This window comes from Candidatus Sysuiplasma jiujiangense, from assembly GCA_019721075.1.
GTDB classification, from domain to species: Archaea; Thermoplasmatota; Thermoplasmata; order Sysuiplasmatales; family Sysuiplasmataceae; genus Sysuiplasma; species Sysuiplasma jiujiangense.
Window position 1 is genome coordinate 41,082 of the sequence record JAHEAD010000003.1, and the last position, 19,929, is coordinate 61,010.

Consider the following 19,929-nt stretch of genomic DNA (forward strand, 5'->3'; position numbering starts at 1 on the left):
CGGGAACGGAACGGCATCTGCCCTGAGCCCTTAACCCGGCAAAGATTAAGTTGGGGCTTTGCTCCCAAAATACCGAAAATAGCTGAATTTAGGAACAGATGGGTTTCAGAGGGGAATTCCTTTCCAGCAAAAAGTATAAGGCTGCACTCGCAGTATTAGAATGTCCGGCATGGCAATTATGTCCTGAATTCGAGTTTTGTGGAGCAGTATGGTTCGGAGGCACAGTTTTGATTAGGGGCAACAGGAAAGCTTTGAAAGGCATTACGGTAGTTGTGGTCGTTCTCATTATGGTGGCCGGCATTTATGTAATCGGTTTCACCGGCAGGAAGGGCACTGTCCATGTTATATATGCAAAGGGGCAGAAGCTGTACGGACTGAGCAACCTGCTTTCCGAATATGATATAATAGTAAACGTGACAGGCGGCAGCACGGTTGAAGGGACATGGTCATCACCATGGCACATAATGCCATCGATGGATCTGAATGCGTGGTTCACCGGCAATTCGACAAGTAACATTAAAGCCTATCCTATTATCAACAGGACCGGCCCTCGACTTGCCGCTCTTTCATTCAGGGAGGCGCCGCCACCGTCTGCCTTCCCGACCAATGGTTCTTTTGTAATCCGTATCACCTTCCTGAAGGATGGCCGGTTCACTATGTCGGGACATTATACATACATATTCAACCAGACCGTATTCTACAATGCAAGTCTCGCACTTCCGCCGATCGCATTGAAATACGGACTGCTGCTTGACTTCGTCTTCATTTATCCGACAAACAGCACGCTATCAACACCATACCTGCTCATCGCCAGGAATTTCATCATTATTTCAGGATAACCGCATGCAATGATGCCATTCTGGTCTGTTTGGCTTTGCCCCTGAAATACCAAACGCAGAGGGATTCAGGAGCAGAATGGGTTTTGGGGGCAAAGCCTTAGTTGGGAAAAGAATATTAAGCAGAATGCTTGATGCATTGAGCAGAAAGCGTAAGCGCTACAGGCAACGGAAAGGTGAATAATTTGGATAACACCAACTCCTCGTTTGACTTTACCGAGACGACATACGAAGTCCAGCGCAAACTGGAGGAGCGTTTCAGAAATGTCGGAAAGGGGAAGTATGGCAGAATATTCAAGATGGCCAAGAAGCCGACAATGGATGAATATGTCAGGGTGGTCAAACTGGTCGCGCTTGGATTGATCCTGATTGGCGCCCTCGGGTTTCTGCTCTACTGGCTCTGGACCTACTTCCCGCATTACGTTCCGGGCCTGTTCGGCTGAAAGGGGTAATTGTTTTGACGTCATTTGATCTTGAATCGAAGATGACTGAAGGTCAGGGAGGAAAACACTTCAGGGTAGATACTGACAGCCCTGCAGAGGTTGTTGCTCCGATCGGTGTGCAGTCTGAATTCATTTACAGAATTGAGGTGGAGAGCGAGAGCCAGTTTACAATAGAGGTCAAATCGGAGCTCAGTTCAGATGTGGAAGGTTCCCCCGAATGGCAGGTGAAGCTTTACCTGGACGGCATACTGAAATGGGACAGTCTCACCAATCTTCCGAGCGTGTTTGAAGCGAAGCTCGGGCAGGGAAGGCATTTTGCAACCCTTCAGGTATCTGTTGCATCCGGCGCCTCTTACGGTGACAGGACAGCGGTTTCGCTGACTGTATCCTCGAAGGGAATCACCGAAACAAGAAATTTCAGGGTGGCTGTGAGACCGTCAATCCTGGCGGTGAAGGCGGCGATAGGACAGGAGAGAGAAGTTGCCGATTCCATAGCAGCAAAGGCGAAGACAGGGAATCTTGGCATCTATTCGGTTCTCCTGCCGTCCACAATAAGAGGATACGTTTTTCTCGAGGCGATGAACACAGACAAGATTGAAAATGCGGTGAGGGGAATAAGGAAATCGCATGGCCTCGTCAAGGGGGAGACATCGCTTGACGAAGTAAGTCATTTCCTGACGCCGAAGCCGACCGTCAGCGGTATTGTCGAAGGGGACATAGTCGAACTCATATCCGGACCGTTCAAGGGCGAAAAGGCAAGGGTGCAGCGTATCGACAACGCAAAGGAAGAGATAACGGTTGAACTTTTTGAAGCGGTGGTTCCCATACCGGTGACGGTAAGGGGAGACCATGTCAGGGTTCTTGAAAAGGAAAGGCAGTAATTGTGCTATTTGAGGTAGAGCAAGATGGCAGACAGAATAAATGTTCTGGTTGATGCAGGAAAGGCAACACCTGGTGCACCGCTGGGTCCGGCTCTCGGGCCGCTTGGCGTGAACGTGGTTAAAATCGTTGCAGAGATCAATGAGAAGACGAAGCAGTTCAGCGGAATGAAGGTGCCGGTAACAATTGAGATCAATGCGGACAAGACGTTTCAGGTTCAGGTGGGCACGCCTCCGACGACGGCCCTCATACTGAAAGAGATAGGCGCAGAGAAGGGCTCTGGAAGTCCAAAAGGCACCAAGGTGGGAAATCTCTCACTTCCGCAAATTCTCAGGATAGCCGAAATGAAGAAAGAGGCGTCGCTCGGCTCTAGCACCAAGGCAAGGGTCAAGGAGGTTGTCGGCACATGCGTTTCGATAGGTGTCACGGTTGAAGGGAAGGAACCGAAGGCGATCATTGACGAAATCAACTCCGGTTCATGGGACAGCAGGCTGAAATAGCACACACGCCGTTTAACCTGAGGTGTTCCGGCTTGCATGAAGCGGGGGAACGGAACAAATTGTATGTTCCATTTATCCCTGCAGGGGATGACCTCAATATTCAGGCATTATTTCATCGCCGGTAACGGCCCGGCTGGCTGTACCGACACGCACGGCTGACAGCCGGTCATATCCAAAAGATGCAAATCCGCAGAATTCGGTAAGGGGGCTTCCGACTTTGGGAGCAGAATACATTTCAGGAGCAAAGCCGGTCACTTGGCTTTGCCCCTGAAAACCATACTACTCTTAAAATCAAGTTTTTGCTTCTAAATTCTGCCGTTTCTGAATCTTAGGAAAGAAATACTCGAAAACAGAGCACTGCACTCACTACGATCTTCTCAGGAGCGAACGACAGCGAAAGCCTGAGTGACGTTAAGATAGGGTGTAGCAAAATTCGTCGTATTCATCCAGGCCGGGGCATAGACGAATACAAACGAAAAGAGGAGACCGTATTTGAGTTCGGCGTGCGGATATATTATATCCGGATTGAACCTGTAGACAGTCGGTCCTGCAAGTGTGCAGTAGCCTGACAGTCTGAAGCCCCCACCGGCAACAAAGGTAACAGTGATGCGAAACGATCCGTTTGTCGGATAGTATGACGGCGGCGGCGGAAAATGATTCGCAATCAATTCAACCTGTGCGGGCCCTGTGTGATTCACAAGCGGTACCACTTCAGGAGGACTGGTTGTGCTGTTTACAATCAGCGTATTTGGACCAGCATCTGGCATGATGTGCCAATCCGTGGACCATGCTCCTTCCACGGTTGAGTTCGAACTTATATTCACCACAAGGTTGTACGCGGAAGTCACCTGTGAGTTCAGCCCGTAGAGTTTGGTTTTCGCAGGATAGATTACCTCACTCTTTACGGCTGCAGGCTGGAGTCCTGCGTATATGACGACAGTGATCAGCATCGCGGAAACTGCTGCTGCGGCCAATATCAATATCGGTGACCTAACTCGCCCCATGCACCGTCACCTATCCGCCAAGCTGTTGCGAATATTTCCACTGTATTGTACCATGTCGTAATTGATTTGAAGGCACATGCATCATATAATAATGCCTGGATATGCTGTCTTCTACTTTTTGCTGGAAAAGACTTTCCCTCTCAAACCCATTCTGCTCTTAAAGTCAAAAATCTGCTCTTAAATTTTCTCCGTTTGGGTATTTCAGGAGCAAAGCAGGCGACAGGCAAAGGTTTAAATTCATCCATTGCTAACCTCTTTTCACTGTAGGAGAACCGAAGGTTCGCCGCACTACAGGTGTGTGATTGTCTGGCAAATGAAGAAACAGTTGAAGCTGTGAAGAAGGCACTCTCGTTAGCGCCGCAGAGGAAATTTGAGGAAAGCGTTGAGATTGCCATTAATTTGAAGGATGTTGATCTTTCAGTACCGAAGAACAGAATACAGGAGGACATCATTCTGCCCAGCGGCAGGGGAAAGGATGTCAGGGTATGTCTCTTCGGCGGGGCGGAGATGGCGCTGAAGGCAAAAAACGTGGCTGACCTGATCATATCTCCTGAGGATTTCAACAGATACATGGATGACAAAAAGGTGGCAAAGAAACTCGCAAGGGACTACGACTATTTTGTTGCAGAGGCGCCGCTGATGGCCACCATCGGTAAAAGGATGGGAGTTGTCCTCGGCCCCAGAGGGAAGATACCGAAGCCGCTTCAGCCGGGCATTGATCCGGCACCGGCAATAACTACACTCAAGAAAACAACGACTGTCCGGTCGAGGGAAAAGAGGACGTTCCAGACGCTTGTCGGAACGCGCAGGATGAAACCCGAGGAAATAGCCGAAAACGTGGATGCAGTACTGAACAGGGTCATCGGGAAGCTTGAAAAGGGGAAATTGAACCTCGATTCCGCATATGTCAAAACGACGATGGGGCCCGCCGTGAGAATAATGTAGGTGAAAAAATGGCACATACCAGGGAGTGGAAGGAAAACAACCTCAGGGCGCTTTCCAGCACCATCAGAAATTCACGTGTTGTTGGCATCGCAAGCATCAGGGGGCTTCCTGCATCGCAATTCCAGCAGATCAGAAAGAAGCTCTACGGCGTCGCTGAAATTCATGTTTCAAGAGGATCAATACTGAGACGCGCGATTGAGGACGCGGCAACCGAGAAGAAGGGCCTCAAAGAGCTTGAGAATGAAATATTCAATGACCAGACGGCAATAATTTCGTCGCAGGAAAATCCCTTCAAGCTCTTCAAAACACTTGAAAGAAACAAGACACCGCTGGCTGCCAGGGGCGGTGAAACAGCGCCATCCGATATCGAGATAAGGGCCGGAGAAACTTCTTTCAAGCCCGGGCCCATTGTAGGTGAACTACAGAAAGCTGGCATCCCTGCCGCAATAGAAGGCGGAAAAGTTGTCATAAAGAAGGACAAACTGCTTGTAAAGGCGGGGGAACAAATCTCGCCCGGCATTGCTTCGGCACTTACAAAACTTGAGATTTATCCATTGATAGCCGGCCTTGACGTGAAAGCAATATTCGAGAACGGGCTGGTATTCAGAAAGGATGTTCTGAATGTGGATGATACAAAGACCATGCATGATATCGCAACAGCTTATTCCGGCGCGTTTGCGCTCGCGGTCAAAGGCAGGTATTTCACAGGCCAGACAGTCGCGTACCTTATCGGGGAAGCGCATGGCAATGCAGTCGGCCTTAGTCTTTCCGCAGGCATTCCAACGAAGGAAACAGTTGGCCTGCTGCTGGCCAGGGCTGCGTCCGAAGCCGTTGTGCTCAGGGATAAGACAGAAAAATGAATAAGTAACCTAAGAATTGATACGGAGAAGGATTTGAAATGGAATACATATACGGTGCTCTGCTTCTGCACAGTGCTGGAAAGGAAATAAACGAAGAAAGCGTATCGAACATAATAAAGGCGGCAGGCGTAGAACCTGACCCGGCCAGAGTGAAGGCTCTAACTGCCTCCCTGAGCGGAATCAACATAGAGGAAGCAATAAAGAGTGCGGCAGTATCCTCTGCGCCGGCACCTCAGCAGGCACACGCTCCACAGGAGAAGAAGGAAGAGAAGAAGAAAGAGGAAAAGAAGGAAGAGGCGGTTTCGGAAGAAGAGGCTGCTGCCGGACTTGGCGCACTGTTCGGCTGAATTCTGCGAATTCCTATCCGGCCGATATGCTTTCCTCTCTGCACGATTAGCTCATGCTCTTCCGGCAATAGCAGGGGCGGAGGAGCGCTTTTTTAAAGGCGGATTCGCGCCCCGCGCTTATGATTCTGCTCGAATGGAAATATGCATCCGAACAGGAACAAATACCCCCGGTCCCATATATTTTACAGATACATTTATATATGAGTGGCAAAGTGGTGGAATATAAACTTTTGGTGAACTGATGCGTCTCCTCGGTGTGAGCAGGTGTGCCTCTTCGGCAGCACGTATTGTTGTTGAGGCAAAATTTGTTCCTGATGAAAATCAGAATGTTTTCGACAGGCGGGGGAGAAGCATCGGATTCGTCAAAGAGATAATCGGAAGGGTTGATGCACCTTTCGTTTTGATCAGCACACAGAAAAATTTCGGCACCGGAAATCTGAGCGGCCTTGAAGTGTATGTTGAGGAAAGTGTTACGAATGGCAAGAGCAAAGGAGACAAGGGAAGGAACAGAAGAAGTTGAGAGATGCCCTGAATGCGGAAGCACCCATCTTGTGCGGGACTACGAGAGAGGGGAACTCATCTGCGAAGAGTGCGGACTCGTTATAGACGACCAGCTGATCGACCAGGGACCCGAGTGGAGGGCTTTCGACGTTGAGCAGGGAGAAAAAAGGGCGCGTACAGGAGCTCCGATGACTTACACCATTCACGACAAGGGACTGTCGACGGAAATATCATGGAAAAACAAGGACAGCTACGGCAAAAGCATTCCCACAAGGAACAGAGCGCAGCTATACAGACTGAGAAAATGGCAGCGAAGAATAAGAGTGAGCAATGCAACAGAGAGAAATCTGGCCTTCGCGCTCGGGGAGCTTGACAGGATGGCTTCAGCGATGGGGCTTCCCAGAAATGTCAGGGAAACAGCCGCAATGATCTACAGAAAGGCAGTGAACAACAATCTCATACGCGGCAGGAGCATTGAGGGAGTGGTCGCTGCATCGCTTTACGCAGCATGCAGGCAGTGCAATGTACCGAGAACGCTTGACGAAGTCGCAGGATCCAGCAGAGTCGGAAGAAAGGAAATCGGCAGAACATACAGATTCATGACCAGGGAGCTGAAACTTAAGCTCATGCCGACTAAGCCTCAGGACTACGTGTCGAGGTTCTGCAGCGAGCTGAAACTTAGCGGTGATGTCCAGGCCAGAGCCACTGAAATACTGAAAGAGGCGAGCAAAAGGGAGCTGACTTCGGGACGCGGGCCCACCGGTGTTGCCGCCGCTGCCATCTACATCTCATCCATAACGGCAAATGAAAGACGGACACAGAGGGAAGTGGCAAACGTCGCAGGCGTTACGGAAGTCACCATAAGGAACAGGTACAAGGAACTCACGGAAAAACTCGGAATCGAAGTCGAATTGTGAGTCCACAAGTCAGAGAACAAATCTCCTGAGTTCAAGATAGTCTACGGCCGAACCGCCGGTACGTGCGAAAAGTATCTCTTTCCTCACACCATGCGCTAGCCGTACAGTACCTGAAATGTCGGGCCAGGTTGATACGTAACCGGGGGGAACGGCAATGACCAGGTACTTCGCATGCGCCTTTTCCGGGTCATCGTCATACGCCCTGAAATGCGATCCGTACTTGAAGCCCGTCTTTACAATGAACCCCCTGCCTTTGAGATCCTCGTAAACTGAAACCTTCTGGCCGAATGCAGGATCCAGTCTTTGAGACAGGTCCACAAGAGAGTTGAGCGGAACATGCCGCCCGGTCTTTGCGCTCGTAAGTCTCAGGCATTTTGCCGCCATCAGATGGACAGCTTCTATAAGAGACAGCTGCAGCCCGCTGCCGAGTCTGTTACCGTAAAAGCCTTCGGCTCTCAGCGTGTCTGCGCCTTCGCCGTCTGGAATTATTACCCTGTCGGACAACAGTATGCCGGAAAATTGGCGGGAAAGTTTTTCAGCAGCGTGTGCCCGGGGCTTCTGTGTCCTGATTCTGTAGTAGGTGATATCGCCTTCCTCGTCCACAACTGACATGACAATCTCCTTTCCGGTGCCTTCGCTCCCCTTTGCGGCAGAAATAAGGAGGTCTATATCGAAAAGCTGCCGTTCGGATGCTACAATCACATAGGCTTCCGGAGATGCATTCTTGGGTGTGTCGCCCCTTCTGTAAAGGGTGAAATCAATTCCGTTTTCCTCATCCTCTGAAAGATTGACGATTACGCCGCTCCGCCTCATGTCGCTGTATACAATATACCTGACTTCGAAATTCCTTATCCTCCTGGAAGCGTATGTTACAAGTTCACCGAAGCCCATTGCCCTGCCTCCGGGACCGGCGATATTCAGCCTTTCGCTCTCGAAGAGATACAGCGCCTCAAGCAGGTTCAGCTTGAGAGAGCCTCCGCTCTGCGGCTCGCCAAAGCAGCCCTTGTTGTGTATCCTGCTTGCTTCCGACTCATCCTTTATCAGTGCAGAGTCCTTCAGGAATGTCGCGACCATTGAAAGTGCAGTACAGTGGTCACTGATAAATAGTCACTCCATAAGTTCCGGGCCGTGTGATGGAAACAAATTAAGCACCCATCGCTATACACCGGCTATGGCACACGATCAGGTTGAAAAAATAACGGCTAAAATAATGCAGGAAGTACAGGAAGCTGAAAAAAAACTGAGGAAGAGTGTTAAAGAACTGGAGGGCCTGTCCAGAAAGTCTGTCAAACTGCTTGAAGGAGGGAAGCCGATAGCCGGAGACCTGATGTCACTGGCGGATGCGATCGCAAAGGATATTGAGAAGACTGCCCCCTTGCTGGCCAGAGATCTCATTGAAGCCGAAAAGAAGGTTGTGGAGAAGACAAGGGAAAAGATGCGCAGAAAGAAGTAGACATCGTAACAGGGGTGAGTTTATTGACTGGAAATACAGAAAAGAATGATCTGGAGAACGTGATGAGCTCGTATTACGGGAACGAGACCGTGACTGCAATAGTGCAGCTGAAGGTGGACACAAAGGAGGCGGACACCATTGCGATGACGGTCGCAAAGCATGAGGCAATTTTTGATGTTTTCATGGTTACAGGAGACGCGGATATAGTGGTCAAGGCGAAATTCACCAACTATTCGCATGTGAAGAAATTCCTTGTTGATACCCTGGGCTCGATCAAGGGCGTCAAGGAGCTGAAGACTATGATGGTGGTAACAGCATTCAAGGAAAACGGAAAAATGGAGGATATCGGCGCAGTAAGATGAACTGGCAGCTATCAGAAGCGGCAATTCACTTCACATATCGGACAGTTTGCCGGCCGTATTTCCCGCCCATGCCGGTATGGCAACAGATTTAAATAGGTTCAGTATGGGAAAGGCACTGCAGGGCAATGCAAAAGTAAAATAGATAATTCGGGTACAATGAGACTGCAGAAACAGGACAGGATAAAAAATGGTTGGTGAACTGATAATGTCGAACGAGGAGAGAATGAAGCAGATTATTGATGTTTTGAACCAGCTTGCGGAAGACACTTCAGTTCCGCGGAACATAAGGAAGGGGGCGACCGACGCAATAAACAAGCTCATGTCAAAAAATGAGGCGCTTGATGTCAGATCTGCAAGCGCAAACATCATACTGGACGAACTTGCAAACGATCCGAACATACCGCTGCATGGAAGGACAATTATCTGGAATATCATGAGCCAGCTGGAAACGCTGAAGTAAACCGGCGGCTGTAGTCTAGTGGTAGGACTGAAGCTTCCCAAGCTTCAAACTCGGGTTCGAATCCCGGCAGCCGCACATTGTATTTCTGAGCACCAAACACGACCAGGTGACCGCGTCTCCACCCAAGTGGCTGAAGTGGGTTTGGACCTATAGCGGTGGTGGGTAGGGTCAATCTTTATAGCTTAATAAATTAATCTATATCCATGGCAAAGCTAATCGCGATTTCGGAGGATGTGTACAACAGACTTAGCAAACTCAAGGAAAGGGAGAAATCAAGGTCATTCACAGCAGTCATATCTGAACTTCTAGAGGCTAAAGAGAGAGATATCACGGATCTGTTTGGCGCTTGGAAGATGAGTGAAAAGGAAGCATCCGAACTAAATAGGCGGATCAGAAAAGAGAGAAGAGAGTCGTTTTCGAGAAGTGGTTTATAACATGACAATTTTCGATACTAACATTGTTATTGACTATCTGAGGGGGAAGCAGCAAGCTTCGGAGATTATGGCGGATAAACACTCCGAGATAGCAATTACAGTTATCACTGGTTACGAACTGCTCAAAGGTTACAGAACTAAGAAGGAAGAAACGACCGTCAACGAGTTATTAAACAGAGTCAGGATATACTGCATGGACAACAAGTCAATGCGCGTGTCAGGCAGCCTATACCGAGAATTGAAGAGCCGCAGAAAATTGAAGAATGAAGCGGATGTGTTGATTGCCGGCATTGTCCTGGCAAACAACGAAACTCTCATTACGGCAGACAGTGACTTCTCTGAACTTGAGGAAGCAATGGGTGAAAGCCTAATACTGCTGGAATAGGCAAATCCCAATTATGAAGCACAAACCCAGATTCGAACCTTAATGCGTATATCCGGGAGCCGCACACATTCAAAGATCGCAGAAAATTCGAACTTGGAGTGAATAGTTGCTCCCGTGAAGTCCTGATACCTGAGATTCTAAGTCGCCATATCTTGGAATGCGAATAACCTGAACGAGACGCTCCAATCACTGGTATGGCGTGAAATGCAGAGTCCGTTCCAGGCGCTGCAATCCACAACGAGTGTCGGATAAATTACCATTATACCAGCAGAAAGATTAAATGGCATTATGGTATATACATAGATCAATGGAAGAAATAGCCGGCATAGACAGGGCGGGTAGGATAGTAATACCGAAGGAAATCCGAAAGGCGGCCGGAATCGACGAAGGTGCGAAGATTCTTATCACGATCTCTGGAGGCGGTCGCATAATACTCCAGAAATTGGATGTGAAATCAATAGCTGCGCGCCTTGAAAAAGAACTGGAAGGCAAAGACATCGATGAAATAACCAGCCGTATCAGGAAGGACGTAAATGCGCTTATCAGAAAGGCCTATCCGGTCCTTTCTCCTTGATACAAACGTCTTTGTAGCTGCTGTGAGGCATCCAAGCAGGGAAACAGGCACACTTCGCTTCCTACTGGAAGTTATACAGAATGACAATTTGTCACTTGTTGGAAACGAATTTTGGGTAGAGGAGATGCTGCGTTATGCAGAGGAATTTCATTCCGAAACAGCAGCCTTGCTTGTTGAAGCACTACTCGGCAGGGCGCGTATGATACAGGTTGGAAACAACTTCGTTTCCATATGTACCAAATATATGCCTGCAAACGATCCGGCAGACATTCTTCATGCAGCTACTTGCCTTCAGGAACGTGCAATCCTCATCACCAATGACAAACACTCCAATCGGATAAGTGATGAGCACATCATCGAGGTCTGGAGCATAACCAAGGCCATCAGGTCCGGCATTGTAACGGCCAAAGCCGTCCATCATGCTAAAGACTGAAATCGACCGCTTAATGCAAAATGGCGCTGGTCATTTAAACGTGTTCTCTAAGCATGTACCATCCAATCTCAGATTCGAACCCTGATATGTATATCCCGGCAGCCGCACATAGTCCACACTGGCCTGAGATTCGAACCTAAAGTGAACGGAAAGTCTGGGGCCCCTTTCGCAATGTCTAAAATCAGGGCTACACACCCTACCAGAGAAATGCGACGCATTTTTACGGAGATTCCTTACCGGGTTCTCTCAACCATGGGGTATAAACAAGACCTAGCAGGATGCCTTCTGGGCTGAGAAATCTGGAGACGATCTGACCGTAAGGCTCCTTGTACGAGTCCAGGAGGAGTGTGTGACCCTTTCTTTTCATTTCTTCAGAGGCCGCTTTCACATCTTCTACTTCAAACTCCAGCCACGCCTGCGGTCTGGGGATATCATCCGGCCAAATCTTTCTTCCAAAACAGCCTTCTGCTGCCAATGAAAGTGGCCATATGGCAAACCCTTTGCAACCATCAACATTCTGACCGTGCATATACCCCCCCTCATATTCTTTGAATTCTATTTCAAGATCCTCCGAGTATAATTTCCTGGATAGGGATAAGTCATCAGTTACGGGTCCAAAGCCCGCTATAAACAATATTTTCATTGAGTTTGAAAGCTGGGTCAATGCCATAAGTCTTATTGTAATTGCAGCATTATAGGCTCAATAGCCTATTTCTTGAACCTATGAGAGATCGAACAGGTAGTCGGAGGACTCCCTCGTCTCTGATATCCCGTTTTTCATGGAGTAATCTCCTGAGAAGCAGCTTATGCCTTAGCCACTCATTAGCAGTTAGCCGATTGCGATGAGTGGGCTCCAATTCACACGTTTTCCGATGCCAAGTATGTTTTGTTTCGACACTGCTCGTCTTCTTTAAGGAAGACGAGCTTTATTTGAAGGAAGGAACTTCACACTCAGGTTGAAACAACAGGCGCAATTATCCTGTTTCCTTATGGAAGAGCATGGTCAGTAGACTTGTAGACTTTTTCACCATTTTTGTCGCCCGTCAACTTCTATGAGCTTACGTGTCAACCTTAGTAAATGAAAACACTAAATATATGAAAAATAATAATTGTTTTTGATATGTCTAGTAAAAGCAAAATATCCAGGGGATTCCTGACAGTCGTTCCAAAAGAGGTGCGCAGGAAAGTCGGCCTCAAAGAAGGTGATACAATTGAATGGACTGTCAATGGAGAGTCGATAAGAGTCCTGCCGCACAAGAAAGTGTGCATTGACGACATTATCGCCATCGCATCCCATGGCGGGGATGCGGTGGTTTCCAAGAAAGAAATTCAGGCGGGAAAGCGTGATCGTCGCTGACTCCTCATATTTCATAGCGCTTGCCGACAAGAAGGATCAGTGGCATCGTAATGCTGTTGCAGTCAAAAGCCGGATTCCGCAAGAGTTCAAGATTTCGACACTGACTGTATCTGAAGCGGTTACCGCAATCGGATACAGAGCCGGAGGAAAAGCAGCAAGGACACTTTATGATTATTTCGCCGACAACTGTTCAGTGGAGACTGTTGACAGACAATTGATGGATCTGGCCATGACTGTTCACCTCAGGTTCGACGGAATCCTTTCTGTTGCCGATTCGGTTTCTGCCGCGATAATGACCAGGGATGGATTCAGGCAAATAGTGTCTTTTGATAGCGACTTCGACAAGATCAAGGGGATACAACGTATCTACTAGGCAGGCGCGCTCATTACTGCTGACCAACTCAGGAAATTGCCAGCCACAGAGTGTGCCTTTGTCCCTGCAGGCGGAGCAAGGTGTCCAGGTCTCTCACGATTAGTGGTCGAGAAGTCTGCCGCATTTCCTTAATGATTCCGTGAAGGAATCGAACCTTGATGCGTATATTTCGGCAGCCACACATAGTTCTGGTTCGGATTCACCTGCGATCAGATGGTTTCATGAACGCTGAATGGAAATACACCCTCATGTGATGAGCGCATCCTACATTTTTCAACCGCCCGGAGTAACCAGTAGATGAAAACATTAAACAAATGAGACAATAATTATTATTGATATGTCTGGCAAAAGCAAAATATCCAGGGGATTCCTGACAATCGTTCCGGGAGAGGTGCCCAGGAAAGTCGATCGGAAAAGCTTAATCAATACCTCCGGAATATCCGCTTGCTGTGACACGAAATAAAAGGTGCGAACTCTGCGGGAACGAGTTTGTGTGCGGCGGCCTGTCAGGATGCTGGTGCAGAAACATCAGCATATCCGCACAGAGGAGACAGATTCTTTCCTCAATAGCAGAGGATTGTGTCTGCCGGAATTGCATTTCGGATAAAAAATGATCCGGCCAGAACAAATAACAGTGACGGGAGTCCCGTTACTGCAAACGCGGAAATCCGTAATGCCGAAGAACGGATGCACATACAATGACCTCAAATACCTACCCGACTGGAAATCACTCAAGAGCCGCGTCTAAATTCGTCGAGCTCTTCAGCAGTGAGAAGAGGATCGTTGCCATACTGCTTGTTGGATCCTGCGCGCGGGGATCAGCGAGCCCGGACTCATGTCTGGACATAACAGTCATGATGGACGATGAACGGGATGCAGATGTTTTCGCAAAGCATGTAGAGAGCATCTGGAACACCACGGAGGAAAGTTCTGAACTGCAACGGACAGGCAGATTTTCGAACCTCGACCTCAACTTCACCGATGGGAAATTCAGACCTGGCAAGAGAGGCTGGACTTCAGGACCGGACTCTTTCGAAATTGAAGTGGGCAATACTTACGTCTACTCTGTGCCGCTGTTTGACAGGGACGGGGCATTTGAAGAACGAGGAAGGGCATTTCTGCCCTATTACGATGATGAGCTGAGAAAGGAAAGACTCGCAAATATCGAGAAATATTTCTACAACAACCTTGACCACATACCGCTTTACGTCAGGAGAGGACTGCATTTCCAGAGCCTGGAGAGACTGATCAATGCCTCCAGGGAATATCTGCAGGCACTCTTTGTTTACAGCAGAATTTATCCAATTTCCTACGACAAATGGATCAGATTCCAGCTCGTGGATATGCTGAAGAGATCTGACATTTATTTCGAACTTGTTGAAATGTTCCAGATAAAAAGGATCGAGAGCAACGAGCTCATTGACAAGAGCGCCAGGCTGAGGGACATGGCGGAGAGAGATCTGGGGTTCTCCGACTTCGGCTGAACCTGTGAGACTCCTTTTGATACTGCACCCCGCTTTTCATTGCACGGAATCAGATATCAATCAGATATCAGCCTGGAGCCGGACTCGGTTATGAATACAGTGAAATCGTCAGGTCCGTTTTCTTCGACAAGTATCGCCTCGTTCTCACTGAGCTTGTGAATCCTCTTTGCAAGGTCTGCGTATGCTATGCCTTTTACAACCTTTCCTAGCTCAAAAAGGAGCTCTTCCTTGTCAATTCCAGCCTTTCCTTTTTTGCTTGCGATCTTGAGGATGTCTATGTCAATTGCGCTGAGATTCACAGTTTCACCGCAGGAGCATAGTGATTATATCCGTTAAAGTTTATCCCTGCGATTCGCGAAAACACTTTCCGCCGTAGTCTGGTCGCGGGAGACATATAAGTTGGCCGAAAAGAAGTTTGCACTCGGATGCGATGTGGGAGCAACAAAGGTTTCTGTCTCGCTGGGCACGCAGCCCGGCATCATTGCAGACAGGATGGTTGACAGGACGCACAGAATGGAGTCCCCTGATGAAATGATATCGGAAATATCCGGTATGGCCCACAGGATGATGGACAAAAACCAGCTGAACATATCCGACTGCCTGGGGATCTGCTTCGCGTTCGCAGGATTTACTAACAGCGAGGAGGGTGTCATCATAACCTCTCCAAACATCAAAGGCTGGCGCAGAACACCTGTAAGGTCAATGCTGGAGAAGGAAATGAAGGTGCCTGTAATTGTTGAAAATGACGCGGACGTCGGAGCATACGGGGAATTCAGGCATGGAGGAAGCATCAGCAGCGAAGATTTCATGTATATGACGATCAGCACCGGCATAGGCGCGGGAATTATAATCGGAGGCAGGCCGTACCATGGGCAGAATCATAACGCAGGGGAGATTGGCCATACGACTGTGCTGGCAGACGGCCCCAAATGCAACTGCGGCAAGAACGGATGCCTGGAAACATTTTCTTCGGGTCTGGGAATAGAGAGGGCTGCAAACGACAGGCTGCAGACGGAGAGAACATCTCTGAGGAGCAGGGCGGATGACAACGGAGGGAGGGTCGACGCCAGGATTGTGTTTGAGGAGGCAAGGAAAGGAGATCTGCTTTCCCTTGAAATTGTTGATACCGCGTGCAGGTATCTGGGGATGTCGATATCCACCGCAGTCATGCTTCTCAGCCTTTCGAGTGTTGTCATCGGCGGAGGACTGTCAAACGAGGGAGAATTTCTTCGTGAAAGAGTCGAGCATCACATGAGGAAGAACATTCCCGCGGGGCCAAACGAAAATGCAAGACTCCTCGTTTCAAAGAAACCGCTTGATGTTGTCGATCTTGGCGCACTTCAGATGGTTTTCGACGCTTTCGCGGGCCGGTAACTTCATTTCGCCATGTAAAACCGGAAACCTAGGTTTAAAAAGTGACATGGGATACTATATGACAGGCAGGCAGGTGGCATTTCCAATGAACCCAGAAAAGAATCTGTTGACGAGCAAGATGGAAGTTGAGATAGATCTGTTGAAGAGGCATGTTGCCGTTCTGAAGGCAATTATCGGCAGCCAGCCGATAGGTATCCTCAAATTATCGGAGCAGCTCAGCTATCCGCAGCACAAGGTAAGATATTCGCTTCGAATCCTTGAACAGGAAGGGCTTATAGTTCCGTCGCCGAATGGAGCGGTGACCACATCGGAGATAAGGCCGTTCCTGGAGCATCTCAAAGGTGTCCTCATGGAGATGAGCGAAACAGTCAACCAGCTGAAACTGGCAGTCGGCGAATGACCTCGGACCCTTCAAAAAGACTTAATACCATTCGGCTTTTGGACGATGTGTGACTGCCGTTGTAGCTCAGCTGGCAGAGCGTGTGGCTGTTAATTGATGCAGCTACCATAAGGTCGACGGTTCAAATCCGTCCAACGGCGCCACTAAATAGCATCCATCTCTCTTTCCAGTATCGCCAGTTCCTGTCTTCCGAGCGTTTCCCTGCCAACCGAGACGAGAAGAAGCGAATTTCTTTCAGACATCTCATCCATCATCCTTCTTATCAGCCGGACGGTTCCTTCAAAGTTTGTATTGCTGATGACGTACTGCAGATCGTCGATGTTGACAATGACCTGGACACCTGCCCTGGAATATTCCTCCAGAAAACTCTTTATTTCGTACTCTATTTTCTCAAGTGACGGAACGAGTGTTGTCTCCTTTTCGCTTTCCCTGTCAGTCAGCCAGACAACCCTGGCATTTGCCAGCCCCGGATATTTGTTCCTCAGCCTGGACGGGTTCATCCGCGTTATGTCGAGCGCCGCCCAGTTTTCAGACAGCTTTTCCTGGACCAGCAGGTGGCATAGGTCCGGCCGATCCTCCTCAATCAGGTATCCATGACCGGATTTGAGCTCAACATGCTCCCTGTTTTCCTTCTTCTGCTCCTGTGAACCGTGAACTATCCTTTTTGCAATTTCGACGGAAGGGGGAAGTTTCATAAGAACACTGTACGCTACAATCCTGTTCAGGGCGCCTGTAAGTTCCCTGATATTTTCTTCAAAGGACTCGGCTATGAATTTAACAACGGCAGCGGGCACTGAATAGTTCTCCTGCTTGATCTTCATGTCAAGTATTCTCTCCCGCATTTCAAAGTCAGGCCTGCGTATGTCCACGATAAGACCCGACTCGAGCCTGGAAGCAATCTGTCCGTCGAGACCTTTGATCTCCTTTGGCAGCCTGTCCGATGCGCAGACAACATGCTTGCCCTCCTTCAGCATTGAGCTCATCACGGCAAGGAATTCGGCCTGTGCCTCCTCCTTTCCCGCCAGAAACTGAATATCGTCGAGAAGAAACAGATCAAGGTTACTGTATCTCTTGACTGCAGAATCGCGGCCGCCGGATCTACGGCTTTCGGCAACCTCGTCACAGAATCTTTCTGCTCCTGTATAGAACACGTGGGCGCCCCGATTCTGTGAAACAAATCTGTTGCCAATGGCGTTGAGCAGGTGAGTCTTTCCCAGACCGGATGCGGAATAGACATACAGAGGGTTGTAGTTTTCCTCCTCCCCGTTGGCTATTGAAAGAGATGCGGCATACGGGAATTTGTTCCCTGCTCCGACAACATAGTTTGAAAACTGCATTGACGGATTCAGACCGCTATGGACGGCATTCCTGGTGGAGTAGCCGCATGAACTGCAGATGCCTCCGGACATCCTGCTGTTGCAACTCGGGCAAAGGTTTGAACCGTTGACCGTCTTTTCAGCTCCGAATACAAGTGAGTAGACGCCGTCGTAATCTCCCTGAACCTCTGAATAATTGCCGCCAGATCCTGACTGCTTTTTTGCCCTGCGCCTGTCGTCTTCTGCAGGCCCTTTTCCGATCTGCTCCACTTTCATTGAAGAAGTAATCGCACCGTCGATGCGTTTGTCTGGCTTTTGCCGGATGGCGCCGGAAACATCCTCTCCGGCATCGGCCGCTTCGGTCCCGCTCCAGGAATAGGTCGTTTCGCCTTCATTGCCTGATGCCTCCCGTCCGATTGTTCCGGCACCCCTGGCGATCGACTCTTTCGGAGAAACCACGGTCCTGTCTGCCGCCCTGTCTTTCAATTTTTTAAATTTTTTTTGCCTTTCCGTATGCTCCGGCACGGATGGCTCAACGGCGGGTCCGGCCTCCTGGCCGGGAATGTAATATACCCTGAGCTTGCTCATTTTATTAAGCGCCTCATGCCAGACATTTTTCAGTGCCTCTCTTCCCTGCTTTGCCTCAACTGTCCCTTCGGGAAGCGATTTCTTGTAAAGTGCCTCTGAAACGGAACCGTTTTTGAAGGATATGTAGCCGCGGATTTTCTCCCTGCCTTCTGAGCGTTCGAGTATAATGACTGCTGAATGCCTGCCTTTCTTGAGTTCATCGGACAGTGTCTTCATGCTGTCTGCTCCGCCTGAAACCGTCCTGATGGCATTCGTTCTTGAGCGATCGCTATCCAGTTGCATGAAATTTCATGATCTGAAACTTGTCGTCATTAAAAACATCATTCTTTTGAATTTGAGATGTGATAATCAGACATAGCCCATTTTGCTAATCTCTGAACGTGCCAGCAGCAGAAAGGCAGCAAGCAGCGCAAGCGCAAAACCGAATATTTCGGCACCGGCGGCAAGACCCGAATAGAGAATAAGTATGCCTAGTGCGAGGTTCCCGCCTCCCCTTCCCATTCCGCGGAGAAGGTATGCGTTGCCCTTCACCCTTGCCATATGGTCGTGATCGACAGTGGACTGAATATATGAGTTATAACCGTTGTAAAAAATCGGATCGAAAGAGCCTACCAGGAACCATATCATGTCAGTAAGCACAATACTGTGCACTGTCACCGGGCTGAGCGCTATCAGAAAGCCTTCGACAAAAGTGGTCAGCAGCATTACGCGGCCAATTCTCGGTGTAGGATTCAGCTTGCCAAAAATGAAATTGCCGGCAAAACCGCCCGCAAGGAGCAGTGCATTGAGTATTCCGTACTCGGTCACATCGTCATGCAGATAGGTGAACGATATGACCGTTATCAGGAGAATCGGTGCGACAGAGAAAAATCCCTGCAATCCCGAGACGAAGAAGAGCTCTCTGAGATCCTTTCTTGCGCCATGCATAACATATCTCCATCCCTCGATCAGGCTGGAAGAGAGGGCACCGGCAGAGAGGGAGCGTTTTTCCGTATGCGGGACATTGACTGTCCTCATAATCGCAGCCGAAGCCAGAAAAGTAATCGCATAAATTGTTGAAACACCCTGGACACCCACAATCGCGATGACAATGCCCGCAAGCGCGTTGATGAATATTGTTGAGCCGCCACCAAACGCCTGCATCAGCGAGTTTGCCTGGAGCAACTTCTGCCTCTTCAGAATCAGCGGGAGCATCGCTGATTGCGCAAGCCAGGGAAAATCCCAGAGAAATGCCATAAGGAATGCAATAAGCAGAATGAGCGGGACTGTCACAGCCCTGAAAATTATCAGTACGGTTACGATGACTGCAATGCCGGCCTGTATCGGAAATACCTTCGTGATAAACAGCTTTTTGTTTGATGTGCTGTCTATGAGCGGCCCGACCACGGCGGTAAGCGAATATGTTGAAAATTCAACAAACAGGACACCGCCTGTGACTGCGGCAGAATGACTCGTCGTTATGACAAGCCATGTAATTGCCAGCTCGAACATGCCGTATCCCAGATCGGCCGAAAGGGTGGATGCCCAGAATCTGAGGAAGTTTCGGTCCTGGAACAGTGCAGAATAATTTCCGCGACTCATCCTTCCGCCAATCCGGGATCCGGAATAATATGCCTTTGTCATCGTAAAACGGCGGAAAGATTGAAATTCAATGCTGCCTGAAAGGCAGCGAACATAAAAAATACTTTCAAATCTTAGTCCGGG

The 19,929-nt window shown here is 49.0% G+C and carries 28 protein-coding genes and 2 tRNA genes; 24 read left to right on the forward strand and 6 right to left on the reverse strand.

Features of this window, described 5'->3' with window-relative positions; genetic code table 11:
• The first annotated feature begins 227 nt into the window (after window positions 1-227).
• The 4 genes from KIS29_03010 (at window position 228) to KIS29_03025 (ending at window position 2,658) form a co-directional block, all read left to right on the forward strand.
• Complete coding sequence (locus KIS29_03010) at window positions 228-839, forward strand: hypothetical protein (protein ID MBX8639292.1); 612 nt, start codon at window positions 228-230, stop codon at window positions 837-839.
• 182 nt (window positions 840-1,021) lie between these two features.
• Entirely contained in the window at window positions 1,022-1,279 is a 258-nt protein-coding gene (locus KIS29_03015; GenBank protein ID MBX8639293.1) for a protein translocase SEC61 complex subunit gamma, read from the forward strand.
• Between the two features lie 41 nt (window positions 1,280-1,320).
• On the forward strand, window positions 1,321-2,160 hold the full coding sequence (locus tag KIS29_03020; GenBank protein ID MBX8639294.1) for a transcription elongation factor Spt5: 840 nt from the start codon (window positions 1,321-1,323) through the stop codon (window positions 2,158-2,160).
• A 24-nt stretch (window positions 2,161-2,184) separates the two neighbouring features.
• Window positions 2,185-2,658: a 50S ribosomal protein L11 gene (locus KIS29_03025; GenBank protein ID MBX8639295.1), complete on the forward strand. Its 474-nt coding sequence runs from the start codon at window positions 2,185-2,187 to the stop codon at window positions 2,656-2,658.
• A 377-nt stretch (window positions 2,659-3,035) separates the two neighbouring features.
• Here KIS29_03025 and KIS29_03030 read toward each other — a convergent pair whose 3' ends face one another.
• The gene (locus KIS29_03030; GenBank protein ID MBX8639296.1) at window positions 3,036-3,662 is read right to left on the reverse strand and encodes a hypothetical protein; all 627 of its coding nucleotides are present in this window, start codon (window positions 3,660-3,662) and stop codon (window positions 3,036-3,038) included.
• A 306-nt stretch (window positions 3,663-3,968) separates the two neighbouring features.
• Between KIS29_03030 and KIS29_03035 the strand changes: the two genes are divergently transcribed.
• From KIS29_03035 to KIS29_03055, 5 genes are all read left to right on the forward strand, one after another.
• Window positions 3,969-4,607, forward strand: coding sequence for a 50S ribosomal protein L1 (locus KIS29_03035; protein ID MBX8639297.1), 639 nt, complete (start codon window positions 3,969-3,971; stop codon window positions 4,605-4,607).
• An 8-nt stretch (window positions 4,608-4,615) separates the two neighbouring features.
• Complete coding sequence (locus tag KIS29_03040) at window positions 4,616-5,467, forward strand: 50S ribosomal protein L10 (GenBank protein ID MBX8639298.1); 852 nt, start codon at window positions 4,616-4,618, stop codon at window positions 5,465-5,467.
• Window positions 5,468-5,505: 38 nt separating this feature from the next.
• Window positions 5,506-5,814, forward strand: a complete 309-nt coding sequence (gene rpl12p / locus KIS29_03045) for a 50S ribosomal protein P1 (protein MBX8639299.1) — start codon at window positions 5,506-5,508, stop codon at window positions 5,812-5,814.
• A gap of 241 nt (window positions 5,815-6,055) precedes the next feature.
• The gene (locus tag KIS29_03050; protein ID MBX8639300.1) at window positions 6,056-6,334 is read left to right on the forward strand and encodes a hypothetical protein; all 279 of its coding nucleotides are present in this window, start codon (window positions 6,056-6,058) and stop codon (window positions 6,332-6,334) included.
• Entirely contained in the window at window positions 6,270-7,232 is a 963-nt protein-coding gene (locus KIS29_03055; GenBank protein ID MBX8639301.1) for a transcription initiation factor IIB, read from the forward strand. The genes KIS29_03050 and KIS29_03055 overlap by 65 nt, the downstream gene beginning before the upstream one ends.
• A 9-nt stretch (window positions 7,233-7,241) precedes the next feature.
• On the opposite strand, the gene endA is transcribed toward KIS29_03055, so the two are convergent.
• A complete protein-coding gene (gene endA / locus KIS29_03060) occupies window positions 7,242-8,306 on the reverse strand; it encodes a tRNA-intron lyase (GenBank protein MBX8639302.1) in 1,065 nt (354 codons plus the stop codon).
• Between the two features lie 97 nt (window positions 8,307-8,403).
• Here endA and KIS29_03065 point away from each other — a divergent pair, with 97 nt between their 5' ends.
• The 8 genes from KIS29_03065 to KIS29_03100 all read left to right on the forward strand — a co-directional run bounded on the left by KIS29_03065 (window position 8,404) and on the right by KIS29_03100 (window position 11,333).
• Window positions 8,404-8,685, forward strand: coding sequence for a hypothetical protein (locus KIS29_03065; GenBank protein ID MBX8639303.1), 282 nt, complete (start codon window positions 8,404-8,406; stop codon window positions 8,683-8,685).
• Window positions 8,686-8,708: 23 nt separating this feature from the next.
• Window positions 8,709-9,047 (forward strand): Lrp/AsnC family transcriptional regulator, encoded by a 339-nt coding sequence (locus KIS29_03070; protein ID MBX8639304.1) that lies wholly within the window; start codon window positions 8,709-8,711, stop codon window positions 9,045-9,047.
• Window positions 9,048-9,252: 205 nt separating this feature from the next.
• Window positions 9,253-9,507, forward strand: a complete 255-nt coding sequence (locus tag KIS29_03075) for a UPF0147 family protein (GenBank protein ID MBX8639305.1) — start codon at window positions 9,253-9,255, stop codon at window positions 9,505-9,507.
• Between the two features lie 4 nt (window positions 9,508-9,511).
• A tRNA-Gly gene (locus KIS29_03080) sits at window positions 9,512-9,582 on the forward strand.
• A gap of 128 nt (window positions 9,583-9,710) precedes the next feature.
• Window positions 9,711-9,941: an antitoxin gene (locus KIS29_03085; protein MBX8639306.1), complete on the forward strand. Its 231-nt coding sequence runs from the start codon at window positions 9,711-9,713 to the stop codon at window positions 9,939-9,941.
• A gap of 1 nt (window position 9,942) precedes the next feature.
• Window positions 9,943-10,326 (forward strand): type II toxin-antitoxin system VapC family toxin, encoded by a 384-nt coding sequence (locus KIS29_03090; GenBank protein MBX8639307.1) that lies wholly within the window; start codon window positions 9,943-9,945, stop codon window positions 10,324-10,326.
• A gap of 307 nt (window positions 10,327-10,633) precedes the next feature.
• Complete coding sequence (locus KIS29_03095) at window positions 10,634-10,900, forward strand: AbrB/MazE/SpoVT family DNA-binding domain-containing protein (protein ID MBX8639308.1); 267 nt, start codon at window positions 10,634-10,636, stop codon at window positions 10,898-10,900.
• The gene (locus tag KIS29_03100) at window positions 10,860-11,333 is read left to right on the forward strand and encodes a PIN domain-containing protein (GenBank protein ID MBX8639309.1); all 474 of its coding nucleotides are present in this window, start codon (window positions 10,860-10,862) and stop codon (window positions 11,331-11,333) included. Before KIS29_03095 ends, KIS29_03100 begins: the two co-directional genes overlap by 41 nt.
• Before the next feature lie 220 nt (window positions 11,334-11,553).
• Here the strand turns inward: KIS29_03100 and KIS29_03105 are convergent, their stop codons facing one another.
• Entirely contained in the window at window positions 11,554-12,003 is a 450-nt protein-coding gene (locus tag KIS29_03105; GenBank protein MBX8639310.1) for a glyoxalase, read from the reverse strand.
• Window positions 12,004-12,453: 450 nt separating this feature from the next.
• Here KIS29_03105 and KIS29_03110 point away from each other — a divergent pair, with 450 nt between their 5' ends.
• From KIS29_03110 to KIS29_03125, 4 genes are all read left to right on the forward strand, one after another.
• Window positions 12,454-12,690: an AbrB/MazE/SpoVT family DNA-binding domain-containing protein gene (locus tag KIS29_03110; GenBank protein ID MBX8639311.1), complete on the forward strand. Its 237-nt coding sequence runs from the start codon at window positions 12,454-12,456 to the stop codon at window positions 12,688-12,690.
• Window positions 12,677-13,063, forward strand: a complete 387-nt coding sequence (locus KIS29_03115) for a PIN domain-containing protein (GenBank protein ID MBX8639312.1) — start codon at window positions 12,677-12,679, stop codon at window positions 13,061-13,063. The genes KIS29_03110 and KIS29_03115 overlap by 14 nt, the downstream gene beginning before the upstream one ends.
• Before the next feature lie 449 nt (window positions 13,064-13,512).
• Window positions 13,513-13,677, forward strand: a complete 165-nt coding sequence (locus KIS29_03120; GenBank protein ID MBX8639313.1) for a cysteine-rich CWC family protein — start codon at window positions 13,513-13,515, stop codon at window positions 13,675-13,677.
• A gap of 84 nt (window positions 13,678-13,761) precedes the next feature.
• Complete coding sequence (locus KIS29_03125) at window positions 13,762-14,547, forward strand: nucleotidyltransferase domain-containing protein (GenBank protein ID MBX8639314.1); 786 nt, start codon at window positions 13,762-13,764, stop codon at window positions 14,545-14,547.
• A 56-nt stretch (window positions 14,548-14,603) separates the two neighbouring features.
• Here KIS29_03125 and KIS29_03130 read toward each other — a convergent pair whose 3' ends face one another.
• Window positions 14,604-14,846: a hypothetical protein gene (locus KIS29_03130; GenBank protein ID MBX8639315.1), complete on the reverse strand. Its 243-nt coding sequence runs from the start codon at window positions 14,844-14,846 to the stop codon at window positions 14,604-14,606.
• 100 nt (window positions 14,847-14,946) lie between these two features.
• Between KIS29_03130 and KIS29_03135 the strand changes: the two genes are divergently transcribed.
• From KIS29_03135 to KIS29_03145, 3 genes are all read left to right on the forward strand, one after another.
• Window positions 14,947-15,921, forward strand: coding sequence for an ROK family protein (locus KIS29_03135; protein ID MBX8639316.1), 975 nt, complete (start codon window positions 14,947-14,949; stop codon window positions 15,919-15,921).
• Window positions 15,922-16,006: 85 nt separating this feature from the next.
• Window positions 16,007-16,321 carry a hypothetical protein gene (locus tag KIS29_03140; protein ID MBX8639317.1) on the forward strand — a complete coding sequence of 105 codons (315 nt, stop codon included), beginning with the start codon at window positions 16,007-16,009 and terminating at the stop codon, window positions 16,319-16,321.
• Window positions 16,322-16,376: 55 nt separating this feature from the next.
• Window positions 16,377-16,464 (forward strand) — tRNA-Asn (locus tag KIS29_03145).
• Here the strand turns inward: KIS29_03145 and KIS29_03150 are convergent.
• Both KIS29_03150 and KIS29_03155 read right to left on the reverse strand, forming a co-directional pair.
• Window positions 16,465-18,507, reverse strand: a complete 2,043-nt coding sequence (locus KIS29_03150) for a DUF835 domain-containing protein (protein MBX8639318.1) — start codon at window positions 18,505-18,507, stop codon at window positions 16,465-16,467.
• A gap of 66 nt (window positions 18,508-18,573) precedes the next feature.
• Window positions 18,574-19,806, reverse strand: coding sequence for an MFS transporter (locus tag KIS29_03155; GenBank protein ID MBX8639319.1), 1,233 nt, complete (start codon window positions 19,804-19,806; stop codon window positions 18,574-18,576).
• Window positions 19,807-19,929: the final 123 nt, after the last annotated feature.